Annotated in this window: 21 protein-coding genes; 17 read left to right on the top strand and 4 right to left on the bottom strand. The window is 33.3% G+C overall.

The window, feature by feature from the left end; translation table 11 throughout:
- Positions 1-17: 17 nt before the first annotated feature.
- The 8 genes from ACWJKE_RS05345 to ACWJKE_RS05310 all read left to right on the top strand — a co-directional run bounded on the left by ACWJKE_RS05345 (position 18) and on the right by ACWJKE_RS05310 (position 9,034).
- Positions 18-965 (top strand): ABC transporter substrate-binding protein, encoded by a 948-nt coding sequence (locus ACWJKE_RS05345; protein ID WP_216303674.1) that lies wholly within the window; start codon positions 18-20, stop codon positions 963-965.
- 16 nt (positions 966-981) lie between these two features.
- Complete coding sequence (locus ACWJKE_RS05340; protein ID WP_165414031.1) at positions 982-2,034, top strand: FecCD family ABC transporter permease; 1,053 nt, start codon at positions 982-984, stop codon at positions 2,032-2,034.
- The gene (locus ACWJKE_RS05335) at positions 2,035-2,799 is read left to right on the top strand and encodes an ABC transporter ATP-binding protein (protein ID WP_216303673.1); all 765 of its coding nucleotides are present in this window, start codon (positions 2,035-2,037) and stop codon (positions 2,797-2,799) included.
- 279 nt (positions 2,800-3,078) lie between these two features.
- Entirely contained in the window at positions 3,079-4,260 is a 1,182-nt protein-coding gene (locus ACWJKE_RS05330; protein ID WP_462959208.1) for an O-antigen ligase family protein, read from the top strand.
- 192 nt (positions 4,261-4,452) lie between these two features.
- Positions 4,453-6,507, top strand: coding sequence for an alpha-amylase family glycosyl hydrolase (locus ACWJKE_RS05325; protein WP_220286888.1), 2,055 nt, complete (start codon positions 4,453-4,455; stop codon positions 6,505-6,507).
- A 274-nt stretch (positions 6,508-6,781) separates the two neighbouring features.
- Complete coding sequence (locus ACWJKE_RS05320; protein WP_216303670.1) at positions 6,782-7,123, top strand: PadR family transcriptional regulator; 342 nt, start codon at positions 6,782-6,784, stop codon at positions 7,121-7,123.
- Positions 7,114-8,409 (top strand): FtsW/RodA/SpoVE family cell cycle protein, encoded by a 1,296-nt coding sequence (locus ACWJKE_RS05315; RefSeq protein ID WP_220286887.1) that lies wholly within the window; start codon positions 7,114-7,116, stop codon positions 8,407-8,409. The genes ACWJKE_RS05320 and ACWJKE_RS05315 overlap by 10 nt, the downstream gene beginning before the upstream one ends.
- A gap of 166 nt (positions 8,410-8,575) precedes the next feature.
- Positions 8,576-9,034, top strand: a complete 459-nt coding sequence (locus ACWJKE_RS05310; protein WP_216303668.1) for a hypothetical protein — start codon at positions 8,576-8,578, stop codon at positions 9,032-9,034.
- Positions 9,035-9,840: 806 nt separating this feature from the next.
- Here ACWJKE_RS05310 and ACWJKE_RS05305 read toward each other — a convergent pair.
- The 4 genes from ACWJKE_RS05305 to ACWJKE_RS05290 form a co-directional block, all read right to left on the bottom strand.
- Positions 9,841-11,277, bottom strand: coding sequence for a glutamate synthase subunit beta (locus tag ACWJKE_RS05305; protein WP_216303667.1), 1,437 nt, complete (start codon positions 11,275-11,277; stop codon positions 9,841-9,843).
- A gap of 63 nt (positions 11,278-11,340) precedes the next feature.
- Complete coding sequence (gene gltB, locus ACWJKE_RS05300) at positions 11,341-15,861, bottom strand: glutamate synthase large subunit (RefSeq protein ID WP_462959207.1); 4,521 nt, start codon at positions 15,859-15,861, stop codon at positions 11,341-11,343.
- Positions 15,862-16,086: 225 nt separating this feature from the next.
- The gene (locus tag ACWJKE_RS05295; protein WP_165414043.1) at positions 16,087-16,803 is read right to left on the bottom strand and encodes an SGNH/GDSL hydrolase family protein; all 717 of its coding nucleotides are present in this window, start codon (positions 16,801-16,803) and stop codon (positions 16,087-16,089) included.
- 141 nt (positions 16,804-16,944) lie between these two features.
- Positions 16,945-17,073, bottom strand: coding sequence for a hypothetical protein (locus tag ACWJKE_RS05290; protein WP_462959206.1), 129 nt, complete (start codon positions 17,071-17,073; stop codon positions 16,945-16,947).
- 151 nt (positions 17,074-17,224) lie between these two features.
- On the opposite strand from ACWJKE_RS05290, the gene ACWJKE_RS05285 reads away from it, so the two are divergent.
- The 9 genes from ACWJKE_RS05285 to ACWJKE_RS05245 all read left to right on the top strand — a co-directional run bounded on the left by ACWJKE_RS05285 (position 17,225) and on the right by ACWJKE_RS05245 (position 26,917).
- On the top strand, positions 17,225-18,268 hold the full coding sequence (locus tag ACWJKE_RS05285) for an aliphatic sulfonate ABC transporter substrate-binding protein (protein ID WP_220320297.1): 1,044 nt from the start codon (positions 17,225-17,227) through the stop codon (positions 18,266-18,268).
- A 14-nt stretch (positions 18,269-18,282) separates the two neighbouring features.
- Complete coding sequence (locus ACWJKE_RS05280; RefSeq protein WP_220320296.1) at positions 18,283-19,122, top strand: ABC transporter ATP-binding protein; 840 nt, start codon at positions 18,283-18,285, stop codon at positions 19,120-19,122.
- The gene (locus tag ACWJKE_RS05275) at positions 19,052-19,828 is read left to right on the top strand and encodes an ABC transporter permease (RefSeq protein ID WP_462959352.1); all 777 of its coding nucleotides are present in this window, start codon (positions 19,052-19,054) and stop codon (positions 19,826-19,828) included. The genes ACWJKE_RS05280 and ACWJKE_RS05275 overlap by 71 nt, the downstream gene beginning before the upstream one ends.
- Before the next feature lie 29 nt (positions 19,829-19,857).
- Complete coding sequence (cysC, locus tag ACWJKE_RS05270) at positions 19,858-20,439, top strand: adenylyl-sulfate kinase (RefSeq protein ID WP_220286884.1); 582 nt, start codon at positions 19,858-19,860, stop codon at positions 20,437-20,439.
- Positions 20,440-20,453: 14 nt separating this feature from the next.
- Complete coding sequence (locus ACWJKE_RS05265; RefSeq protein ID WP_216303662.1) at positions 20,454-22,133, top strand: adenylyl-sulfate reductase subunit alpha; 1,680 nt, start codon at positions 20,454-20,456, stop codon at positions 22,131-22,133.
- A complete protein-coding gene (locus tag ACWJKE_RS05260; protein ID WP_462953944.1) occupies positions 22,123-22,437 on the top strand; it encodes a 4Fe-4S dicluster domain-containing protein in 315 nt (104 codons plus the stop codon). Before ACWJKE_RS05265 ends, ACWJKE_RS05260 begins: the two co-directional genes overlap by 11 nt.
- Positions 22,438-22,449: 12 nt before the next feature.
- Positions 22,450-23,250: a sulfate adenylyltransferase subunit CysD gene (gene cysD, locus ACWJKE_RS05255; protein ID WP_220286883.1), complete on the top strand. Its 801-nt coding sequence runs from the start codon at positions 22,450-22,452 to the stop codon at positions 23,248-23,250.
- Between the two features lie 18 nt (positions 23,251-23,268).
- Positions 23,269-24,978, top strand: coding sequence for a sulfate adenylyltransferase subunit 1 (locus ACWJKE_RS05250; protein WP_216303659.1), 1,710 nt, complete (start codon positions 23,269-23,271; stop codon positions 24,976-24,978).
- 238 nt (positions 24,979-25,216) lie between these two features.
- Complete coding sequence (locus tag ACWJKE_RS05245) at positions 25,217-26,917, top strand: ABC-ATPase domain-containing protein (protein ID WP_216303658.1); 1,701 nt, start codon at positions 25,217-25,219, stop codon at positions 26,915-26,917.
- The last annotated feature ends 25 nt before the right edge of the window (positions 26,918-26,942 follow it).

The raw sequence follows: 26,942 nt of genomic DNA, 5'->3' as shown, positions 1-26,942 counted from the left end.
ATTTATGGAGGCAACTTATGTTTAAAAGAAAAAGTATAATAAGTCTAGTTTTAGCTGTTTTTGTTTGTGTTGTATTTAGCGCGTGTGGCAGCAAAGGTGAGAATAAAGGGTCGCTTAATACTACTAAAAAGGAAACTAACGCTGTAGTATATCCGCTAAAGGTAGTTGACTCATATGATAGAACGGTTATCATTGAAAAAGAACCTAAAAGAATTATTACAATTGCACCAAATATAACAGAGGGAATATATGCACTTGGTAAAGGAAGCAGTGTAGTTGGTAGAAGTGATTACGATGATTACCCAGCTCAGGCCCTTAAGGTTACATCTGTTGGTGACTTATTGCAACCAAGTGTAGAGAAAATTGTTGAATTAAAACCTGATGTAGTTATTGTATCAGCTCTTTTTGATAAGGCTATTATTAAAAAATTAGAGGCTCTTAATATAAAGGTTGTAGCGCTTGGTGGTGAAGAAAATTTTAATGGTGTGTATGACACAATGTCAAAACTTGGTCAGGTTGTAAATGCTAGTGGGGAAGCCCAGACAATAGTATCAGATATGAAAAGGAAAGTTGCAGAAATAACTGATAAGGTTAAGGATGCTAAGAAGCCAACAGTGTACTATGTAGCAGGATTTGGCAAGAGTGGTGATTTTACAGCAGGAAAAGATACATTTATAGGTAGTATGATAGACATTGCTGGCGGAAAAAATGCTGCGGGCGACGTAGTTGGTTGGAACTACAGTGTAGAAAAGCTTGTAGAAAAGAATCCTGATGTGCTAATTTGTTCAAAGCTCTATGATTCAAAAAAAGGTATAAAAGCTACCAATGGTTACAAAGATTTGAATGCAGTTAAGAACGGCAAATTATTGGAGATTGATGAAAACATTATTGTTAGGCAGGGACCGAGACTTGCAGAAGGACTTGAAGCAATTGCTAAATTAGTTCATCCTGAACTTTTTAAATAAAAGGGGTTAAATAACCATGACGTTTATAGAAAATAAGAGTTATTATCGACGAGTTTTTGCAGTAGGGGTATTTTTACTCCTAATTGTAATGATTGTAGCAACAAATTTTGGGGTAGCAGATATTTCTTTAAAACAGACAGCCCTAATTATTATAAGCAAAATTCCAATATTAAATAACAGTGTATCCTTAGATGGAATTAATCCTACATCTGCAATCATATTGGTAAAGTTAAGACTTCCTAGAATCATTTTATCCTGTTTAGTAGGAGCAGCACTTTCAGTGGTTGGTACCTCTTTTCAGGGTATTTTCAAAAATCCAATGGCAGATCCATTTATTCTCGGAGTTTCATCAGGGGCTGCACTTGGGGCCACTATAACCATGGTTTTTCTTAATGAAATCAATTTTTTAGGGATGAGCATGGTGGCATTCAATGCTTTTGTAGGTGCTATAATAACTACTTTTCTGGTTTATAATATTGCGAGAGTCGGTACTAAAGTTCCAGTTACCACACTTTTACTATCGGGTGTTGCCATAAATTATTTATTATCATCCATTATTTCATTAATGATGACCTTTAATAGAGATAATATTGAAAAAATAGTTATGTGGACGATGGGAAGTTTTTCAACGGCTGGATATCACGAGGTAATTTTACTGTTTATAATAGTAGTTCCCTCAATTTTATTTATTTTTACATTTTCAAGAGATCTGAATATCATGGTTCTTGGAGAAGAGAGTGCTAGAAGTCTTGGTGTAGATGTAAATGGATTAAAAAAGTATATACTTTTAATAAGTACTTTGATGGTGGCAGCAGTCGTATCTGTAAGTGGAATAATTGGATTTGTAGGTCTTATAGTGCCTCACTCTATTAGAATGATTTTTGGACCAGATAATAGGGTGGTTATACCATTTTCTGCACTTGGGGGAGCTATATTTTTAATAATTTGCGATACGCTTGCAAGAGCAGTAGTGCCTCCATCAGAAATACCAGTAGGAATTATTACTTCAATTTTTGGAGTTCCATTTTTTATATATTTATTATATAGAACAAAGAAGAAGGCGATGTAATTGATAGAGATAAATAACGTAAGTTTTTCCTTTGAACAGGAAGTATTAAAGGATATTAGTATAAACATAGAAAGAGGAAAATTTCACACTATTCTAGGTCCAAATGGTTCAGGTAAAACTACACTTCTAAGGATATTATCAAAATCACTGCAACCTGAAAAAGGTGAAGTTTTTATTGATGAAAAGGACTTAGCCCAAATGAAATCAAAGGTTTTAGCAAAGAAAATAGCAGTGGTACCGCAAAGCACAGAAATCGAATTCGATATTTCAGTACAAGATATAGTTCTTATGGGAAGAACGCCTCATATTTCTAGATTCTGCTCAGAAAGTGAAAAAGATATGGGAATAGCTATGAAAGCTATGAAAATGACAAACACTTGGGGTCTTAGAAATAAAAGCATAAATGCATTAAGTGGCGGAGAAAGACAACGAGTGGTAGTGGCAAGAGCGATTGCCCAAGAAACAGGAATAATTCTTTTAGATGAGCCTATTTCTCACCTAGACATTCATCATCAAATTGAAATGATGAATCAATTAAAACAATTAAATGAAAATAAAAACATAACAATTATTGCTGTGCTACATGATTTGAACATAGCGGCTGCATATGGCAATCATATGATACTAATGCATGATTGCTTAGTTTACAAAGATGGAACTCCAGAGGAAGTATTAACAGAAGATATAATTAAAGAGGTTTACGGATTAGATGTATATATAACTAAAAATCCTAAAACGGGTAAAACTTTTATTATGCCATTTTAGTAGCAAGGGTAATCCTTTGCTACATTTATTTTTTTGAAACAATATGGGAAAAGAGATATAATGGAGGAAGGGGGATAATAAAAATGATATCCTACAGATATTTTAGTCGGTGTAGCTTTAGGGCTTATATGTTGTAGAATAATAATATACCCTTTTAATAAAGTAAACAATAATACCAAGGCTAGTATATAATAGAAAGAGGTGACAAGGTTAATATTAGTACTTAATGGAATTGCAGTTTACAAAATGATAAGGTAATTCTCTTGGGCACTTATCATTATGCTTACGAAAAAAAATACTAGAGATGAAGGTGGCTTTATTATGGGCATTTTAGTTTTATTAACAATCATTTCTCCTTATACGACCATAATACCATTATTATATATGATATATATGGTGTTATTTAAAAAAATTAAGATAGATAAAAATTATTGGAATATAGGACTTTGTTTACTATTTATTTGGTCTTTAATAGTAGGAGTTATAAATTATAGTTTTACATCAATTGTTGCATCGTTTGCTCTCTTTATATATCTATGTGTTAGTATTTTTTTGCAAAATTATTGTAAAAATGAAAATATGGTGGAAAAGATATATATGCATTTAGTGTTTTTTTCTCTGTTCTCAGCAATTTTTGGAATTATTGAGAAAGTGTTATATGAGTATTTTAATTTTAATATTTGGGGGGCATTTCTTCAAAGTACAGCTCAGCCAGCAGTTAATGGTAGAATATATAGCACCTTTGGTAATCCTAATGTAGCGGGGAACTGGTTTGCTATAATGATTCTTGTAGGTATTTATTTTTGTAGCATTAAATCAAAAACTGCAAAATTATTTTATGAGACAGCGACAATCCTCTTTGTTATTGCATTGTGTTTAACGGGATCTCGGGGTGCTTTTATGGGGCTATTATTTGGCGTTTTTATATTTTATCTACTTAAAGGTAATAAAAAAGATATATGGCTGTTTATCACAATATTTATAATTACGGCTGTAATTACTTTTGTACCACCAGAAATGCTTAAAAATTTAACCGGACATGATTTCGATACCTCATTCAATAGTCGTTTTGGAATATGGGATGGATGTTTAAAAATGATAAAACTTAAGCCTTTTACGGGTTGGGGTATTATGGGGATAACTGACCATGGAGAAAGCTTCATGAAAGGGTATTATTATGCAACCCTATACCACGGTCACAATATCTGGATTACTATTATGACAACACTTGGAGCTGTTGGGCTTCTCATATATACCTATATGAAAATTAATTTATTCCGAAATTTAAAGATACTTCATGCACAGAATTGTAGATTAGTTCCAATGCTGGCAGGTATTCAAGCTGTAATAATTGGGCATGGACTGGTTGACTTTACAATGATTGCACCACAAGCTGGGTTATTATTTATAGCTAGTTCAGCTATAATAAACGCCCTTATAAAACAAGATAATATCAATTGAGAAAAATATAATAGATATAATAATTTCATTACTAATAGACTAAATTTAAGTCGTTATAATTATTTTTGAGTTTATTATTTATTTATTTATTTATTTGAAGAACAAAGGAATTGATAATATTTAGTCGAATTAGATATATTAGTAATAAATATTTTGACTTGCAATAATTTCAAATACGAAAGGAATTTTTAAATGGAGGATTATAAAAATAAAAACATCAAAATAATAGAGATTGATCCATATCTCAAGCCGTTTGAAAGTGATATTAGGATTAGAGTGGACCGTTATACATCTTGTAAAAAAGAATTACTTGGTAATAATCAAAGCTTTGACTCTTTTGCGAGTGGCGACTTATTTTACGGGTTCCATTTAATTAAGGGGGGATGGGTTTATAGAGAATGGGCCCCTATGGCTGATGCTCTTTATTTAATTGGCGATTTTAACTCTTGGAATCCTCAAACACATCCATTGATAAGAAAAGAAAGTGGAAATTGGGAGATTTTTTTGCCAGGGGTACAAGCCCTAAAACATTTATCCTATGTTAAGGTAAGGGTAGTGGCTAAAGGTGTATCAAGAGATAGAATTCCTCTTTATATTAAGCGGACGATGCAGGATCCTATTACTAATGATTTTGTAGGACAAATTTGGCAACCAGACTTTGAATTTAAGTGGCGGGATAGTGAATTTCATGTTGATAGCGAATTGCCATTGTTTATATATGAGGCTCATGTAGGTATGTCCCAGGAAAAAGAAGGAATGGGTACTTTTAGCGAGTTTACAGAAAATATTCTTCCAAGAATAAAGGCTGCTGGTTATAATACTGTGCAGCTTATGGCGGTAATGCAACATCCATATTATGCCTCTTTTGGTTATCAAGTATCTAATTTTTTTGCTGTTTCATCTTGGTTTGGAACCCCTGAAGAGCTTAAAGCATTAGTTAATGCTGCCCACCTTATGGGAATTGCGGTATTACTTGATTTAGTACACTCTCATTCAATTAAGAATATAGCTGAGGGGATTAATGAGTTTGACGGAACTGATTATCAATTCTTCCATACTGGAGTTAAGGGGAATCATCCAGCATGGGGTACAAAACTTTTTAATTATGGGAAGCCAGAAGTTCTTCATTTCCTTTTGTCGAATATTAAGTTTTGGCTAGAGGAATACCATTTTGATGGTTATCGATTTGATGGTGTGTCATCGATGTTATATCACCACCAAGGGCTTGGAGTAGTGTTCTCGGATTACAGTAAATACTTTAGTATGGATACGGATATAGAAGCAATTACTTACCTTCAATTTGCTAATGACTTAGTAAGAGAAGTAAAACCTAATGCAGTAACTATTGCAGAGGATATGAGCGGAATGCCTGGAATGTGTCTGCCAGTTGATTTTGGTGGCATTGGCTTCGATTATCGTTTGTCTATGGGAGTGCCTGATCTTTGGGTGAAATTGTTAAAAGAACTGCCAGATGAAAAATGGAGCATGTGTCAGTTGTGGCACGAGTTAACTAATAGACGGCCTAAGGAAAAGAATATAGGGTATTCTGAATCACATGATCAAGCACTTGTAGGTGACAAGACCTTAATGTTCCGTTTAGGCGGAAAGGAAATGTATTCTCACATGCTAAAAAGTGATGATAATTTAATAATAAATAGAGCAGTAGAACTTCATAAACTTATTAGATTTATTACTATAACTTTAGCTGGTGAAGGCTATTTAAATTTCATGGGGAATGAATTTGGTCACCCGGAATGGATTGACTTCCCAAGAGAAGGTAATAATTGGAGTTATAATTACGCAAGAAGACAATGGAGTCTGATGGAAAATAAAGATCTTAAGTATGAATATTTGTCAAATTTTGATAAAGAAATGCTAATTTTATTAAAAACATATAATGTTTTAAGTGCAACAGACCTCCAAAATCTTTGGACTGATGATAAGCAAAATATGATTGCTTTCAGAAAAGGTGAATTAGTATTTTTATTTAATTTTAATCCATCTGCTTCTTTCTCAGAATATGAACTACCTACTGGCGAGATGGGTGAATATAAGATTATCTTTAATAGTGATGAAACGATATTTGGTGGCCAACACAGAATTGCAACAGATTATATATACAGCGCGAAAACATTACGAAATAAGGGGAATAAACCTGGGATTATAGTGTATTCACCTAGTAGAACTGTGCTAGTTCTAAAGAAAGTTATTCAAATGAGTGACCCCTGCCAGGCAATGGAAGGGTAGAAAATCATGAATTCCTAAAAGTAATGATATGTAATATATGACAAAATAAAAACACCTAGAAGAAGTTCTTCTAGGTGTTTTTATTTTGAAGGGTTTGGAAGTAGCTTATAGAAGAGGTATTGTTAAAACATAATTAAAAATATACTAATTCTCATTTATATTCTATATTGACATTTTGGAATATAATGTTATTATTATACTTATGATATCAATGTATCGGATTACTAGGTATAAATGGTATCATATGCCATAAAAATATAAGGGGGGCAATAACATGTCAATAAACAAGGAACTGTTAAAGGGAAGTACGATAATCCTCATTTTAAAATTAATTGATAAAAAACCAATGTATGGCTATGAAATGATAAAAGAAATGGAAGAAAAATCAAACGGTGTGTTTACATTGAAGGAAGGAACTCTCTATCCAATTCTTCATACCTTGGAGGCAAAAGGATTAGTTGTGGCATATTGGGGTGAGGGTTCTGGAAAACGTCCTAGAAAGTACTACAGGATAATGGAGGAAGGTAGATTATCATTAAAGGCAAAAGAGGAAGAATGGACAACTTTCCGTTCTACAGTTGATAAAATATTAGGGGGGGCTATATTATGGACGTAGGAGATAATTCTAAAATTAGTGAATATATAGATTATGTATGTTCTTATGTAAAGTATAAGGGAGCTCATAAAGAAATAAAACAAGAGCTATCCTCACATATTGAGGATATTGTAGGCGAATATGCTGAAAAAGGAATAGTACAAGAAGAATCAGTAATTAGAGCTGTTGAACGCATGGGAGATGGCGAAGCAGTAGGTAAACAGCTAAACATAGCACATAAGGGAACTCCGGATTGGATTACATTAATTTTAACCATACTACTCGTTAATATAGGTGTTGCATTGATGTATCTCATGCAATATAAAAATTCATTCAGAAGTAGTGATTATCTATTTAAGCACAGCTTATTATATGCTGCTATTGGTACTATAGGTATAGTATTATTATATTTCTTTGACTATAGAAAACTTCAAAAGTATTCGAAACATATCTTTGTAGGCATGTGCTTATTATTTACCTTATCATTTTTTATAAGCCACCCTATAAATGGAAGTCCTTTTATCAGTGTAGGAAGATTTACATTTGATATTAAAGCAATTAGTTTATATGTATTTATAATAGCACTAGCAGGTATATTCAATAACGATGACTGGAATAAAAAAATGAATTTAATTAAAGCTGTATGGTATTTAATTATTCCAATGCTTTTAATGCTAGCTGCTCAAGGATTAGGTTACTGTGGAATTTATTTTATTACATTTATAGTTTTAGCTCTTAAATCTAATATGAAAAAAAGATATGTAATTTACATTGTTGCACTTAATACTATTTGTTTTCTGTATTATATTATATCAGAACCATATAGAATAAGTAGGTTTTTTACTTTTTTACACCCATTCTCGGATGCGAGAGGAGTAGGGTTCTTGAATGTACAGATGTACGAAATAGCTCATACATCTGGAATTTTCGGACATGGGTTTTCTGCAAATGAGGCACTGTTAAAGGTACCTGAGATGCAATCAGACTTTGTTTTTATTTATATAGTACATACTTTTGGGTGGCTTGGAGCCGCGGTTATTATTTCTATTATTGTTTCTTTCATATATAGAATTCTACATGTTTCAAAATATGTTAGAGATAATTATGGACGATTACTTATAAGCGGTTTGATTAGTATATTTATAGTTCAATTCGCAACGAATATATTAATGAATCTAAATTTATTCCCTATGATAGGAATTCCACTTCCTTTCATAAGCTATGGAGGCTCTTTAGGGATTATTAATATGGTATCCGTAGGCATTATTATGAGTGTGTATAGAAGGCGAAGTTTATCCAATTCATGAGTGTGCTAATTCTATGTTGATTATTAAATAATTACTTAAGTATAATATGAAAAATATGTTATAATTTTATTATAGGTTATTTATATCATAAAAGGACGATACATACATAAGTGTAAGCTATGACGAATCAATATGAAAATACATTAAATAAAAAGGCGGAATTATTTTGAAAAAACGTTTATTAATAATAGCTCTGATAATCAGTTTTCTATTTGCAACTTACGCTTTCATTAATCAAAAAATACAAAGAAAAAAAGCGAATGAGGTATTTATACATTGCATTTATGAACTTGTAGGTTGCTTTGGGATTGGTTACAGTAAAGTTGATGAGGAAGATAAAATATCTTACTATATGGAGGCATCTGCATATTTACATACAGCTATATCTATATTACCTTTTACGTCCTATGCTAACGTTGAAAATAAAACTGGAGGTTCAACTGCACTATCTAAACTTTATATGTCCATTTCAATAAATGCTACACCTCAATCTACTAATAGATCGATAGCTTTTACTGAAAAAGAAGAAGAAATACAACGGTATTTGTATTTTATGAGTATTAATCCTAATGATAAGGAGAATTGGGATTTACTTTCAAAAATTGCAGTGGATATAGGATATTAAAAGAGTGTAAAATAAAGTTATAGCTTTAACCGCTGGGGCAGTTAATTTGAACTGTTCTTTAATTATGTGCTGCAAGGATAATTTATATTTGGAGATAGAGGTTATATGAAGAAAAATTTGAAATTTGGCACTTTGATTATTGCTCTGATTACTATGTGGTAGGCTTTTGAATTTGATAGGGATTATTACAACTCAATGGGAGTGGACAAGTTTTTCAGTGGTTTTGTTAATGATTTTTGCGAGTAATGAACAATTTAAAAAAAAAGGGAACAAAATAAAAGAAAGAATGCTGGGATAAAAAATTTGATAATAGAAGTAACATACCATTAAGTCCAGAAAAAACATTAGTCGAAAATTGAAAATAACGAGGATAGATGCTTTCTCGTTACTTACATTTTTCGTAAGATGCAAAGTTAAGTCAACATTTGTGGATCTTATTAAAGGTTGAAAAATATAAAAGATAGGAAGAAGGCTGTGTTAAATAAAACCTTCTTCTTATCTTTTATATTATTAAAATACATACCATAGGATGTGCTAATTACTATATAGTATGAACTTTCTCCGAAAGTGACTTCAAATAAGAAGAGCAGAAACATTGAAAATTCATTTAGTAATTCTTCTTTTGGCAATATAAAATTCTCGTGAGCCTCCTGTAAGGAAGGCTAGGGAACCGGCTGTAAGCCGAATGTGAGCGTTAGAGAAATTTATATTGGCAAAAGATTAGAATTATTTGATGGAATTTCACGTTTCAAGCTCTTATTTCGAATCACGCAGGAGAGATTTCATACTGATTGTACTATTTGCTCTTACCCCCTTAATGAAGTTTCCCCCATTAAATACTTATCAATATTTTTAGTAACTGCGCGACCTTCATATATTGCCCAAACAACTAATGATTGGCCCTTTTTCATATCTCCAGCTGCAAAAACGCCTTGTAAATTAGTCATATAATTATCATCTACAATAACGTTTCCTCGGTTATCAAAGTCTAAAGCTAAGTCCGTAAGCATACCTTCATGTTGTGGATGCAAGAAACCCATAGCTAAAATAACCAAGTCAACTTTGAGCTCAAATTCTGAACCTGGTATTTCACTCATTTGTTGCATACCTTTTTCATTACGTGTCCACTCAACTTTAGATGCATGGAGCGTAGTAACTTCGCCATCTTCACCAGTGAATTTTCTTGTAGTAATATTCCAATCGCGGTTGCAACCTTCTTCATGAGAAGTAGTAGTTTTTAGTGTTCTAGGGTATGAAGGCCATGGCATTGTGTCGTCTCTATCTACAGGGGGCTTTGGCATAATTTCATATTGATATACGCTCTTAGCTCCTTGCCTTATTGCAGTTCCAATACAATCTGAGCCAGTATCTCCGCCTCCGAGTACCAGTACAACTTTGCCTTTAGCATTTATCTCACTAGCTTCTATTGTTTTGCCTGAAACTCTTCTATTTTGTTGTTTTAGATAATCCATAGCAAAATGTACACCTTTTAATTCTCTGCCTTCAACTAATAAATCTCTAGGAATTGTACTACCACCAGTTAAAGCTACTGCATCAAATTCAGATAAAAGAGTGTCTACAGAATAATCAACTCCGACATTTACATTAGTTTTAAAGCTAACTCCTGCCTCAATCATAAAATCCACTCTTCTTTGAACTATGCTTTTATCTAATTTAAAATCTGGTATGCCATATCTTAAAAGCCCGCCTATTTCATCGTCCCTTTCAAAAACAGTTACATCATGGCCTACAGAGTTAAGTTCAGCAGCTGCCGCAAGGCCCGATGGACCCGAACCAACAATAGCGACCTTTTTACCAGTCCGAACTCTAGGCTCTAAAGGGTTTGTCCATCCTTGTGAAAATGCTTTTTCTATAATATTTAATTCTATTTCCCTTATTGCAACAGGGTCTCCATTAACTCCTAATGTACATGAACCTTCACAAGGGGCGGGACAAATCCTGCCAGTGAACTCTGGGAAATTATTTGTAAGGGTTAACCTGTTATATGCTTTTTCCCATTTTTCTTTATATACCATGTCATTCCAATCTGGAATTAAGTTTCCTAGAGGGCAACTCCAGTTACAAAAAGGAACACCACATTCCATGCACCTTGCACCTTGCTGACGCAGTTTTTCAACTGGAAATTCTATGAATAATTCTTTAGAGTCCTTAATTCTATCTTTTACAGGGCGTTTATTTGCAGTTTCTCTTTTGAATTCTTTGAAACCATACAATTTTCCCAAATTTAACACCTCCAAAAATTGAAAACTGAGAACCGTCCCTAAAGAGAGACAGTTCTATAGCTTCTATTTACCTTCTAATATTGCTTTGTAAGCGGTTGGTATTACTTTTTTGAACTTTAACTTGTATTCTTTCCAGTTATTTAGAATTTTACTTGCTTTATGGCTGTTAGTTGCTTCAAAATGTTCTTTTATTATCGAATGGAGCTGTAATAAATCTGGTTCTGAAGTTATTAATTCTACCTCTATCATTTCCATATTACAGTTTGATTTTAATGTTTCATCTTCGTCGATAACGTATGCTATACCACCGCTCATTCCGGCTGCAAAGTTCCTGCCTGTTCTTCCGATAATAACTACAATTCCACCTGTCATATATTCACAACCGTGGTCTCCAATTCCTTCAACTACAGCCTGGGCTCCTGAATTTCTTACTGCAAAGCGTTCGCCTACTAATCCGTTTATAAACAACTTACCAGAAGTCGCTCCATAAAGAATTGTATTACCCGCGATGAAGTTTTCGTCTTGAATAAAACTGCAATTTTCTGGTGTCTTTACAATTATTTTAGCACCTGATAATCCTTTGCCAACATAATCATTTGCATCTCCTACTAAGTTTAATGTTAATCCATTAGCACCAAAGGCTCCAAAACTCTGACCTGCTGCCCCAACAAAATTTAATGTTATTGTATCGTCAGGAAGTCCAGCGGCGCCATATTTCATAGCAATTCTTCCACTTAACATTGCACCAACAGAACGATTAACATTTTCAATTTCTAAATTAGAGGTGCTTTTCATTCCATTTTCTAGGGATATTTTTGCCATTTCAATAAGCTTGAAATCTAAAGAAGTATCTAACCCGTGATCTTGTGATATTACACAGTACCGCTTAATCCTTTTGGGCATATCAGGTTTATATAGAATATTTGATAAATCTAGTTCCTTTGCTTTCCAGTGGTCTATAGCCTTTTTCTGATTAATTTTATCTACTCTACCTATCATTTCATTCATAGTTCTAAAACCAAGTCTCGCCATATGCTCTCTTATTTCCTTGGCAATAAATGTAAAGAAATTCACCACGTATTCAGGTTTTCCCCTGAAATTCTTACGAAGTTCTGGATCTTGCGTAGCTATGCCCATATCACAAGTATTCAAGTGACAATTTCTTAGCATAGTACAACCGAGCACTACAAGAGCTGTAGTTGCAAACCCAAATTCTTCTGCTCCAAGAAGTGCTGCAATAACAACATCACGTCCTGTTTTAAGCTGACCATCAGTTTGAACGGTTACTCTGCTTCTTAAATTATTTAAAAGCAATACCTGCTGGGTTTCAGCAAGTCCAAGCTCCCAAGGTAGCCCCGCATGCTTTATTGAGGAAAGTGGGGAAGCACCTGTTCCTCCATCATGACCACTTATTACTATAGCATCTGAATGTGCCTTAACAACTCCAGCGGCTATGGTTCCAACACCTAACTCTGAAACCAATTTTGTACTTATTCTGGCCCTAGGGTTTACACTCTTTAGATCATGAATAAGCTGAGCTAAATCTTCAATAGAATATATATCGTGATGAGGTGGTGGGGAAATTAAATCAATCCCAGGGGTTGAATGCCTTAGCCTAGCTATATTTGCATCAACTTTTTTGCCTGGTAGTTGACCACCTTCACCAGGTTTTGCTCCTTGAGCTATTTTTATTTGCAATTCGTCTGCATTTACAAGATATTCAGCAGTTACACCAAATCTACCGGAAGCTATTTGTTTAATTGCACTTCTTCTTAAATCACCATTTTCATCAACTTTGAATCTTTCGGCATCCTCTCCACCTTCACCAGTGTTGCTTTTTCCACCAAGCCTATTCATAGCTATAGCCATAGTTTCATGGGCTTCCTTGCTGATGGACCCAAAGGACATTGCACCTGAGCAAAAGCGTTTTACTATTTCACTAATTGGTTCAACACTTTCTATTGGAATTCCGTTCCCATAATTAAGTTCAAATAATCCTCTAATTGTACATAAGTTCTTGTCCTGCTCATTTATCACTTTTGCATATTCTTTATATAAATTATAATCATTTGATTTTGTAGCAACTTGAAGTTTAAAGATTGTATCCGGGTTAAATAAGTGGTGTTCTCCACCTTTTCTCCAAGAATATGCCCCTCCTACATCAAGTTCAGCTATAGGTTTTCTTAATTTGTTGAAGGCATTTTTATGCCTAATTAATACTTCTCTTGCTACGGTATCTACACCAATTCCACCAATTCTAGAAGAGGTTCCACCAAAATATTTTTGGAGTAAATCAGAACTTAAGCCAACTGCGTCAAAAATTTGTGCTCCATGATAACTCTGTATAGTTGAAATTCCCATTTTTGATAATATTTTTAGAAGCCCTTGTGATATTGCATGTATATAGTTTTCATGGGCTTTTTCTATAGAAACATTTTCTATATCGCCATCATTTATAATATTATCAATAGACTTAAATGCAAGATATGGATTAACACCTGTTGCCCCATAGCCAATTAATAAGGCAAAATGCATTGTTTCTCTAGCTTCTCCTGTTTCGACTATAATAGAAACAGAGGTTCTGGTCTTTTTGCGGGTTAAGTGCTGCTGAACGGCAGATAATGCAAGTAAGCTTGGGATTGCAGCATCATAAGAGTCTACTGATTTATCACTAAGAACGATAATATTATAGCCTTCTTCAATTCTTGCAGATGTTCTTTTGCAAAGCTTGTCTAGGGCATCTTTAAACCCTTCAATTCCAGTATCTGCTTTAAAAGTTATGGGAATTGTTGTAGTTTTAAAAGCGTTATCTTTTAAATTTTTAATCTTAGCTACTTCTAAATTAGTTAAGATAGGACTCTTTATTTCTATAAATGGGTTATCAGTAAGATCTTGATTTAAAACATTATCTTGAGATCCCAAATAGTTCATAAGTGACATTACCATTTTTTCTCTAATTGGATCTATTGGTGGATTGGTAACCTGAGCAAAAAGTTGCTTGAAATAAGCAAATAAGAGTTGAGGCCTATTAGATAATACAGCCAGTGGTGTATCATTTCCCATAGAGCCAATGGGTTCCTTACCATCTCTTGCCATAGGAGATAGTATAATCCTTAAATCTTCTAGAGAATATCCAAAGGCTTGTTGCCTTTCCTTTAAAATATCTTTGTCTATTTTAACGTCATTAATTACAGCATCAAAATCTTCTAGATAAAGTTTATTTTTTAAAATCATTTCACCATAAGGCTTGTTTGTGCAAACTGCTTTTTTTACTTCTTCATCTTCAATTATTCTGCCTTCATTTGTATCAATCAAAAACATCTTTCCTGGTTGAAGCTTGCCTTTTTCTTTGATATTCTCTGGTTTAAACTTAAGTACTCCAGCTTCAGATGCAAGAACAGCAAAGCCATCCTTTGTTATTATATACCTTGCGGGCCTAAGTCCATTTCTATCGAGTGTTGCACCTATTCGAATACCATCTGTAAATGCAACAACAGCAGGACCGTCCCAAGGTTCAATTAACGAACCATGATACTCATAAAAAGATTTTTTATAATCTTCCATATCATTATTTGACATCCAAACTTCAGGAATCAACATCATTATGCTATGAGGTAGAGATCTTCCATCCATTTTTAAAAGTTCTAACATATTATCCAGGGAAGCTGAATCGCTACCATTAGGGCTAATAATTGGAAACAATTTCTTTATGTTCTTTCCATACACTTTGGACTTTAAAACTCCTTCGCGAGCATTCATCCAGTTTCTATTTCCTCTAATTGTATTTATTTCGCCATTATGAGCCAAATATCTAAAGGGTTGTGCTAAATCCCAAGTTGGAAAGGTGTTTGTACTATATCTTTGATGAACAAGGCAAATCGCACTCTTAAAATTTATGTCTTGTAAATCGATGTAAAATCCTTTTATTTGGTCGGCAAGTAAAAGTCCCTTGTAAACAATTGTTCTGCTAGAAAGACTGCAGATATAGAAATATTCTGTGCTTCTATTAACCAATTTGATTGCTTCTCTTTCTGCTCTTTTTCTTATAATATAAAGTCTTCTTTCAAATTCTTCTTGAAGCTGCTCGTCTGTTAGAGTCGGATCTTTAAAATTTGATCCTAAAAAAATCTGTCTAATTATTGGCTCTGTTCCTTTTGCCGTGTCTCCAATGTTTCTATTATCTATAGGAACAGATCTCCAACCTAATATTTTTTGTCCTTCTTCTTCGGCAATTCTTTCAAGTATTCCTTCACATTGAAATCTTAATGCAGGTTCCTTTGGCAAAAAAATCATTCCTACGGCGTAGCTTCCTGCCATTGGTAATTCTAGGCCTAAATTGTCACAGCTAATCCTAAGAAATTCATCAGGAATTTGTACCAAAATACCTGCACCATCTCCAGTTTTAGGATCTGCACCCACTGCACCTCTATGAGTTAAATTCACAAGAACTTTTAACCCTTTTTTTATAATACCGTTGGTTTTCTCACCTCTGATATTTGCTACAAAGCCAACGCCACAATTATCTTTTTCAAAGGCCGGATCATACAATCCTTGCTTTTCAGGATAACCAATGCTATTACTCATGATATTACCCCCTTTATATTTATAAATGAATTATATAAATTGTACCATGATTTTATGAAAATGCAAGTTTCATTTTTAAAAAAATCATATTTAACAAATTATACTTAATAAATTGTGTTTAAAAAATAACAAAAGCAACAAAAATTGAAAGTTAATTTCCAATCTTTGTTGCTAAGGAATTATATGATACGTCTGAATATATGTTCTATGAGCGTATCAACATTTTTAATGTTGTAATAAAAAGTTGTAGTTTTCTTTTAAAAATTTTAATATAACATTTGCTATTAATGATTGACCTTCAATATTGGGATGTATTCCATCTTTACATAAAAATTGACTATAGTCGCTGTACTTTAAAAACTCTGTGCGTACATCAATAAGAACAGTGCTAGTTTCAGCGGCTATCTCAGTAATGATTTTACTATATGAGTTATGCCAATTAAAGAGTCTATCCTTCGTGCCTAACCACTGTAAGATATTTTTTTCTGAAGTAGAATCTTCTTTTGTAATCCATTTAAAATACTTTAAAGGATCGAGTGGTGGCAACGTCATAAGTATAGGGAATATGTGATTAGTTTTCAATGTGTCTATCATTGTAAGTAGTGTTTCACGAAAGATAGAAATATCAGTATTAGGTCTGTATTCCATATCAGGATTTTTAGCGATGTCATTCCAGTTATAGTCACAGTCATTACCACCAAATTCTATTAACACTATATCAGGTGATTTTTTGATGACATCATTATACATCTTACGTGCGCCTCTCATAATGGTACTACCAAATTTACCAGCATTATATACTGGGCCTTTTATTTTATTTTCAATGATGCTCGTAAAGTTTTCTTTTAAAGTTGCGTATTTAGATCTTTCATCATCATAAATGATTCCCTTTGTAATAGAATCACCAAATGCTATAAAAATATAACTATCTTTTATTTCCATAATATACCTCCATGAAATTAAATTATAATCGTATAAATTGATTGCGCTAATTTATATATATTAATAATATATCATATGAATATAAATAATTCAATACGTAGTTATTGAAACTACGTATTGAATAAAAAACTTTGCTATCAATTAAATTATAACTAGCGCAGCTTCGAAGGGTTTAACAACTTCAGGAGGAGATTTATATTCCAACTGAAGTTTTCTATTTGTTATAGTATGCATCTTATTTGTTATAGTATGTATCTTAATTGTATCCATTCACTTATAGAAGTGGAAGACATTTCAATAAAACATAGTAAACCTATTGACATTATAGGGGATGGAATATATACTTATATAAAATATATAAGAGGGACACTTTCCTTTTGAAATATTGTTAAAAGTGGGGATTTAAATTAGGAGAGATAAAATGAAAAATTCAAAGAGTCTTAAATTTTCAATGGTATTATTCGTAGGTGTTTTAATACTTGGGGGATTAGCAGGATGCTCATCTAAAAAAGTAGAAAATGATAATGTAAATCTTAGAGTTGGGTATTTTCCAAACATAACTCATTCACAAGCTCTTGTAGGACGCGCACAGGGAAGTTTTCAAAAAGCCGTCGGCGGAAAAAATAAGATAGATTGGAAATTATTCAATGCAGGCCCAGCAGAAATAGAAGCACTTTTTGCAGAAGCTATTGATATAGCATATATAGGGCCTGGTCCAGCTATTAATGGATATGCAAAATCCAAAGGCGACATTCAGATTATTGCAGGGGCAACCGACGCAGGAGCAATATTTGTATCTAAAAGAGGAACAATTATTAAAAATCTAAAAGAGTTAAGTGGCAAGAAAATTGCAGTTCCACAATTTGGTAATACACAAGATCTAACACTTCGAAATATATTATCTGCGAATGGGCTTAAAGACACGACAAAGGGTGGAACCGTGGAAGTAAGGCAAGCAGCAAATGCGGATATTTTATCTCTGATGCAAAAAGGGGATATAGATGCAGCCTTAGTGCCAGAACCATGGGGTTCAAGATTTATTAAAGAGGCGAAAGCAAATATTATTTTAGATTATAAAGAAATATTTAGAAAAGGAAAATATACTACTGCTGTAGTAGTTGTTAGAACTGAATTTTTAAAGCAGCATCCACAAATTGTTGAAAATTTTATAAGAAATCATGTAGAAGTAACTGATTATATTAATAAAAATCCAGATAATGCTAAGGAAATAGTAAACAAACAAATTACTGAATTAACTAAAAAAGGAATACCAAATGATGTTTTAGATGCTGCTTTTAAGAGATTAACAATTACAAATAATCCGGAAAAAGACTCAGTAATTGATTTTGTTAAATATTCACTCCATGCAGGCTTCTTAAAATTAGAGCCAGATACTAAGGAGTTGTTTAATCTTAGTATTTTGAATAAAGTTTTAAAAGAAAAAGGGCAAGATCAAATCAAATAAAAGAGGTGATAAATTTGAGTCTTATTGTTAAGGGCGTAAGCAAAGAATTTGTTTCAAAACATAAAAAAACAAGCACACTTGAAAATTTTAATTTAGAGATAAAAAAGGGCGACTTCGTATGTATACTAGGACCGTCTGGTTGTGGGAAATCAACACTGCTAAATATTTTGGCAGGACTTGAAAAGGCCACTAAGGGCGTGGTTATACTTAATGGTAATGAGATAGCTGGGCCGGGACCAGATAGGACAGTGATGTTTCAGGAAGCAGCATTATTCCCATGGCTTAAGGTAATTGATAACGTAGAGTTTGGAATGAAAATGGCAGGTGTGACTAAGGGAGTTAGATACGAGAAGGCACTACATTATTTGAAAATGGTTCATCTTTCAAAGTTCCAGAATTCCTATGTTTATGAGCTGTCGGGGGGAATGAAGCAGAGAGTAGCACTTGCTCGCGCACTATCTCTTGACTGCGAAATACTTTTAATGGATGAACCTTTTGCGGCTCTTGATAGTCAGACTAAAATGATGTTACAACAAGAATTGCAACGCATATGGGTAAATACAAAAAAAACCATCATTTTTATTACTCACAACGCAGAAGAGGCAGTTTATTTGGCCAATAGAGTTGTAGTGATGGCAGCAAATCCAGGTAGAATAAAGCAGGAGTTTATTATAGAGCTTGCAAGGCCAAGACAGATGGAAAGTTGTGATATTGCTTATTACACATCTAAAATAATGAAAGCATTAAAAGAGGAGGTGGAGAAGGTTGCAAAAGCAGAATACGATGGTGATTGGAATATTGAAGAAAATTCTGTTTTATATTCTTCTAATATTAATATGGGAGGCGATTTATAAAGTAGGAGTTGATATTCTAAGAATTTGGAGGCCTTATACGTTACCATCACCTATAGATGTTTTTGGGACTCTGGCAGTTCTAATAAAGGATAATACTATAGGGATAGCCATTGTTGCAAGTTTAAAGAGAATACTAGTGGGATATTTTATTTCAGTAGTAATAGGAGTTACTCTTGGGCTCACAATTGCTAAATTTAAATATTTAGAAGAGAACCTGGGTCCATTAATTTTAGGCCTTCAGACATTGCCAAGTATTTGCTGGTTGCCGTTTGCGATTTTATGGTTTGGGCTTAGTGAGAGTTCGATTATTTTTGTAATTGCAATTGGTTCCACATTTGCGGTGGCAATATCAGTTAATTATGCAATAAAAAATGTTAATCCCTTATATATAAGAGCTGCAAGAACGATGGGAGCTAAGGGTAGTAAGATCTATACTCAGGTAATCCTGCCGGCAGCGTTGCCGGATATAGTTAGTGGATTAAAGCAGGGATGGTCCTTTGCATGGAGGGCTCTAATGGCTGGGGAAATGCTTTCGTCTACAAAGGGGCTTGGTCAAGTACTAATGGTAGGAAGAGATTTAGCAGACATTAGCCAGGTTGTAGCAGTAATGATAGTAATAATAATTCTTGGCTTATTAGTTGATAAACTTGTTTTTTCAAGATTAGAGAAAAGCATGAGACATATTTGGGGTCTTGATAGGGTCTAGTTTTTAAAAATTGATGGAGGTGAAGTTAAATGAGTACAGAAAATCTTACCTGGCATAATACGTTTGTAACTCGCAGGCATAGAGAAGCCACACTTACACAAAAATCTAAGTTATTATGGTTTACTGGGTTATCAGGTTCTGGTAAGTCTACGGTGGCAAACGCTTTAGAGATAAAATTAAATCATCTAGGAAAATCAACTTATCTATTGGATGGTGATAATATTCGCCTTGGCATAAATTCAGATCTTGGATTTTCTGTAGAGGATAGAAGTGAAAATATTAGGCGAATTAGTGAAATTGGAAAGCTATTTGTAGATGCAGGACTAATAACTATTGCTTGTTTCATATCCCCGCTTATTGTAAACCGTGAAATGGTAAGAGCAACTCTTGGTGAAGATTTCATTGAAATATTTGTAGATTGCCCACTTGGCGAATGTGAGAAAAGAGATCCTAAAAATCTATATAAAAAGGCGAGACTCGCTGAAATTAAAGAATTTACAGGAATAACTTCACCTTACGAAAACCCAGAAAATCCAGAAATTGTGATAAATACAAAAGAGCAAACTATAGATCAATGTGTAGATAAAATATTAGATTATTTAAAGCTATAGTTTAGGAGGTTAAGATGAAGCTAGAAATGAAAACTTTGGTAGCAGATATATTAGTTGTTGGTGGAGGCACGGCCGGATGTTATGCATCACTTACTTTAACTAAGAGAGAAGACATAAGCATTATAGTAGTGGACAAAGCTAATATAAAAAGAAGCGGATGTCTAGCGGCAGGAGTTAATGCAATCAATGGTTATATTAATAAAGGATATACCCCAGAAGACTTCGTAGATTATGTTAAAAATGAAGCTGAGGGAATAATAAGGGAAGACCTGGTATATTCTATTGCTAAAAATTTAAACAAAGTTACAAAAAATATGGAGGGACTAGGGCTTGCAATCTTAAAGGATTCACAGGGCCAATATGTTACTCGTGGCAAAAGAAGTATTAAAATCAATGGGGAAAATATAAAACCTCTTCTTGCAAATGAGGTTAACTCAAAGAAAAACATAAAGGTTTTAAACAAGGTAAATATAATAGATTACATTGTTAAAGATGAAGTAGTTATAGGTGCTTATGGTTTCCATATAGAAAAAAATATCTTTTATGTAATTTATGCAAAGGCAGTTATTTGCACCACTGGTGGAGCTTCAGGCCTTTATAAACCTAATAATCCTGGATTTTCTAAACATAAGATGTGGTATTCACCTTTTAATACCGGAGCAGGGTATGCAATGGGAATAAGAGCAGGGGCTGAGATGACATCTTTTGAAATGAGGTTTATTGCGCTTAGATGCAAGGACACCATAGCACCTACAGGCACTGTGGCTCAAGGTATTGGTGCTAAGCAAATTAATGCCTACGATACGGAGTATGTACAAAACTATGGGAGACCTTTAACTATTACACGATTATTTGCAACTGTAGAGGAAAATAAAAAAGGCTTAGGACCTTGCTATTTGAAAACTAAGGGCATTTCAAAGGAAGTAGAGGAAGAACTCTACAAGGCATATCTTAATATGGCTCCAGCACAGACTTTAAAGTGGATTGAAGATGGTTTGGGGCCTAGTACAGAAAATTTGGAGATAGAAGGTACAGAACCTTATATAGTAGGTGGTCACTCTGCTAGCGGTTATTGGGTGGATGCAAAACGAGCTACTACTATCTCAGGATTATATGCAGCTGGGGATGTGGCAGGGGGAAGCCCTAAAAAATATGTAACTGGTTGTTTTGTCGAAGGTGAGATTGCAGCTGATGCCGCAACGGAGTTTATAAAAAACAAGAAAAATAAATTAATAGAGGAAGAAGAAATTTTATCTAAAGCTAAATTATTAGAAACTTTTCTTGAAGATAATGACAGTTTATTTTCTATAAATGGTGTTGAAGAGGCTATGCAAAAGGTAATGGATGAATATGCAGGTGGTATATCTAAAAACTATGTTTTTAATTCTTCAAAATTGCGAATTGCAAGTGGTAAAATAGATGAGCTTTTAGTGCTTTCAAAGGATTTGAGGGCCAAGGACATGCGAGAACTTTTGCAAATATTTGAAGTCATAGATAGGTTATATGTTTGCAAAGTTTTAATAGTTCATCTTCTAAAAAGAAAAGAAACCCGCTGGAAATGCTATGGAGATAATGCGGATTTTCCATATAAAGATGATGGTTTACTTAAATATATCAACACAATATATAAAGATGGAAAGGTTAAAGTTGTTTTTAGAAATTTAATAAAGCGAGATGAAGTTTATGAGCATTAAAATAGATCCACAAAAATGTGTGGGTTGCGGAAAATGTATGGACGTTTGCCCGGGAAATCTTATATTTAAAAAGAATGACTCAAAAGCTTTTATAGAATACCCACAGGAGTGTTGGGGATGTTGTGCTTGCGTTAAAGAATGTCCTTTTATGGCTATAAATTATTATCTTGGAGCAGATATTGGAGGTAAAGGAACTTATTTAAATACAAAAAAAGAAAAAAATCTTCTTCATTGGCACATGTTTAAACCAAATAGTGAAGAAATCATTATTACAACAAATGTAGCAGAGGCTAACAAATATTAGGGAGGTAAAATTATGGATCATTTAGATACATTAGAAGCAGAAAGTATTTTTATATTAAGAGAATCCTATAAAAAATTAGGTAGACTTGGGATGTTATGGTCAATTGGAAAGGATTCAACAGTACTGTTGTGGCTCGCTAAGAAGGCTTTTTTTGGACATTGTCCTTTTCCTTTTATTCATGTAGATACCAAACATAAAATACCTGCAATGATTGAATATAGGGACAAAATTGCTAAAGAGTTTAATATTGACCTTATAGTACACACGAATGAGGAAGCTATAAAGAATGGTATGGGGCCACATTGCGGAAGACTTAATTGCTGCAAGGCACTAAAAACAGATGGCCTTCAACAGGTGGTTACAAAGTATGAATTTGATGGATTAATTCTAGGAATTAGAAGTGATGAGGAAGGTTCGCGGTCAAAGGAAAGAGTATTTAGTGAAAGAAATAAGGATTCGGAATGGGATTATACTAATCAAGCACCAGAACTTTGGGATCAATTTAAAACTGATTTTCCAAAGGGCAATCATATTAGAGTTCATCCAATACTTCATTGGAGTGAAATTGACATATGGGCTTATATACAGAGAGAAAATATACCAATTATAGATTTGTATTTTGCTAAAGACGGCAAAAGATATAGAAGTCTTGGTTGCGCTGAGTGTACTGGTAAGATAGATTCTACGGCTACGACTATTGATGAAATTATTGAAGAACTAAAAAACACTACAACAGGTGAACGCGCAGGTAGAGCTCAAGATCAAGAGGATGCTTACGCAATGCAAAAGCTTCGTAAAGATGGGTATATGTAAGGGAGGGGTTTATTACTAATGGAAAATACAAGAGAAGTATTAAGAATAGTTACGGTAGGACACGTAGATCACGGCAAGTCTACAGTAATTGGAAGATTGCTTTATGATACAAAATCATTGCCAGAAGGTGCAATAGACAGAGTTAAAAAAATTGCTAAAGAAAAAGGTAAACCATTTGAATATGCATACCTATTAGATGCTTTTGAAGAAGAACAAAAACAAGGAATAACAATCGATACAACTTCTCTTCAATTTCATACAGACATGCGGGATTATGTAATTATAGATGCTCCAGGACATGTAGAATTTCTTAAAAACATGATTACAGGGGCAGCTAGCGCTGAAGCTGCACTTTTAATAATTGATGCGGAAGAAGGAATTCAAGAACAATCTAAAAGACATGGTTATATACTTTCTCTTTTAGGGATTAGGCAGGTGTGCGTTGTAGTTAATAAAATGGATCTTATTGATTATAGCCAGGAAAGATTTAATGTTATAAAAAATGAAATGAATGTCTTTTTAAATAATCTAAATGTACACCCTATGAGTTATATCCCTATATCAGCATTTTACGGTGAAAATTTAACTTCAAAATCCGATAAATTATCTTGGTATAAGGGGGAAACTGTGCTTGAAGCATTAGATTTATTTACCCAAGAAACAGGCCTCGAAGCAAAACCTCTAAGATTACCTATACAAGATGTATATAAGTTTGATAATAGGAGAATAATTGCAGGAAGAGTAGAGGCAGGTACACTTAATATTGGGGATGAGATTCTTATTTCACCAGAAAATAAAACTACAAAAGTTAAAACTATTGAATATTTTGTAGAAAAAGATAATGTAAAAACTGTAAGTGCAGGTATGTCGGTAGGTATTACTTTTGAAGATGAATTTTTTAATAAAAGAGGAGAAATAATCTCTCATAAAAAAAATACACCTATTGTCTCAAATATTTTTAAGACCAATATATTTTGGATGGGGAAAAGCAATTTTGTAAAAGGTAGGAAATATAAGATAAAGCTTGTAACTCAAGAAGTGGAATGTGAAATTGTATCGTTTAATAAAGTTATAGATGCAACTACTTTAGGTACTTACGAAAATGCACTTGAGGCAAAAACTAATGATGTAGCTGAAGTTACTATAAAAACAAAGGAGAATATATGCTTTGATAAATTTTCAGATAACCAAAACACTGGTAGATTTGTAATAGTGGATGGTTATGATGTAAGTGGTGGTGGAATTATTTCAGGCGCTATTGATCCTGATGAAGTAACGGTGACTAGCTTTATTAAAGGTGAAATTAAGATTCCAATAAATTGTTTTGATGAATATTATTATGATATTAAAACAGCAGAAGTTAAAAAGAACTTGTCAAAAGTCGTGCAATATAACATTTGTGATAATGTACCTTTCCTTGGAGAAAGTTATGATTTTAAAGAAAACTTCGATGTAATAGTATTAAATGCTAGCATTGTTGCTAAAATAAGAGCTGGTAAGTTAATGGATGTTATCTCAATAGATAAGTATTCTTATGAGGCCGTAGTCACTATTAATGAAAATGGGTTTGGTATCAATATAGGCGCTGATAAAGATTTATTGGACTATATCGCTGATTACGAAAAAGGCATTAACGATATTTTTGCAAATAAATGGCTTAATTTCACTAAATATAGAACTATAAAGTTTAGAGATATTATAGAAGAAATAGTAGAATACGAGATTTAAATCAAAAAGGAGGGGTATAATCCTCCTTTTAATTTATGAAAAGAATAACTATTTTTATCGGATTTTACATGATTATTGATGCAACAAATAAAGATGTGTATAATTAATATAGGTGTATTAAATAATAAGACATTGTATTGTAGATTATAAGTTACTAAACAAAAAATCCATAGTTTAGTAGCTTTTTTATATTATAAGAAAGTGAAATTTATTTTATAAAGAATAAGAGGAGAGTTTAATGAAAAGTTTGGAGTTGTTAAAAAAAGAACTAGCTAGAATTGATGGGAAAAGTTATAGGTTGTACAAGGAGTTAGAGGGAGAGTATGATTTTGGGGGTTTTGCACTTTGCATAGATCATGTTCAAGGTGATCCTTTTGCATCACCATCAAGAATTAGGGTAATAGTAAATCAGAGGGTTGCTAAATTTCCAAAGGATACTTTTGATAATAAAATAAAAAATATTGCAGTAGCTGATTATTTAACAAGAGAATTTTATTCTAATATAAATAAGTGCTGCGTAAAAGTTTTTGGATCTGGGAAGAGTGGATTAATAGCTATAAGCAAATGTCCACAAGAGATACTAAATAGAACTTCAATAATTATAGATGAGGATAAAATAGAAGCAAGGTTTTATGTTGGATTTCCAGCGAGAGGAAGAAGCGTTTTATCAAGAGAGCTTGAGAAAATTTTGTATAATGTTATACCAAATATTGTAGAGAGGACTTTAATGTATAAAAATATTAATAGTGAAAAATTAATAAGCAGAGTAAATTTAGTAGAAGATCAAGAGCATATAAGAAGGTCGCTTGCAAGTAGAGGGCTAGTTGCATTTGTAGCCAATGGATCAATGCTGCCGAGAGAAAGTGGAATATCTACAAAAGCATTAAAAGCTGGCATGGTATTTGCCTCACCAAAGGAATTAGAAGTAGAGTTTAATACAAAGAGCCGTGGCAAAATTTGCGGAATGGGAATAAAAAAAGGTATAACGCTTATAGTAGGTGGAGGATATCATGGTAAATCAACATTATTAAAAGCAATAGAGCTTGGAGTTTATAATCATATTGAAGGTGATGGTAGAGAGTTTGTTATAACAGATGAATCAGCTTTAAAAGTAAGGGCAGAAGATAGTAGATGCGTCACTAAAACGGATATATCACTATTTATTAGTAACTTACCTAACGGGAAAGACACTGTAGAATTCTCTACGCAGAACGCAAGTGGGAGTACATCACAAGCGGCGAGTATTATTGAGGGGATAGAAAGCAGCGCTAAGGTATTTTTAATAGATGAAGATACTTCAGCTACTAATTTCATGATGAGAGATGATTTAATGCAAAAATTAGTTTGCACAGAAAAGGAACCAATCACACCGTTTATTGAAATAGTGGGATCTTTATATAACCAGAAAGGTATTTCAACAATAATGGTAGTAGGAAGCTCTGGAGATTTTTTTGATGTAGCGGATTCTGTAGTGCAGCTTGATAATTATGAGGCCAAGGACGTCACAAAAAAGGCTAAAAAACTAAGTAGTGGTCATATTACAAAAAGAATTAACGAAAGAAATTTAAAAATAGATATCTCATTTAACAGAGTAGTTAAAGCCGGAACTATTTCACAAGGAGAAAGGGGAGTTAAAATCAAAACAATGGGGCTCAATATATTGTGTATAAACAGAGATGACATAGATTTAAGAGCTGTAGAGCAAATAGTTGATAGTGAACAAGTAAATGCTATAGGCACAATTATGAAATGGGCAGAGGTAAATATTATGAATAAGGGCTTAAGATTTGAAAGTATGGTTGATGATATAATTTGTAAAATAAAGAAAAATGGGTTAATATCCATGGATAAATTAAAAGGTGGAAGTGGAGATTTAGCCATGCCGCGAAAGCAAGAAATAATGGCAGTATATAATAGGTACAGAAACCTAAAAATATAAAAAGATATAACTAGAATTTGGAATA

This window comes from Clostridium sp. CM036 (genome assembly GCF_055081135.1).
The sequence above is the reverse complement of the archived record's forward strand: the minus strand, read 5'-3'. Positions and strand labels throughout refer to the sequence as shown.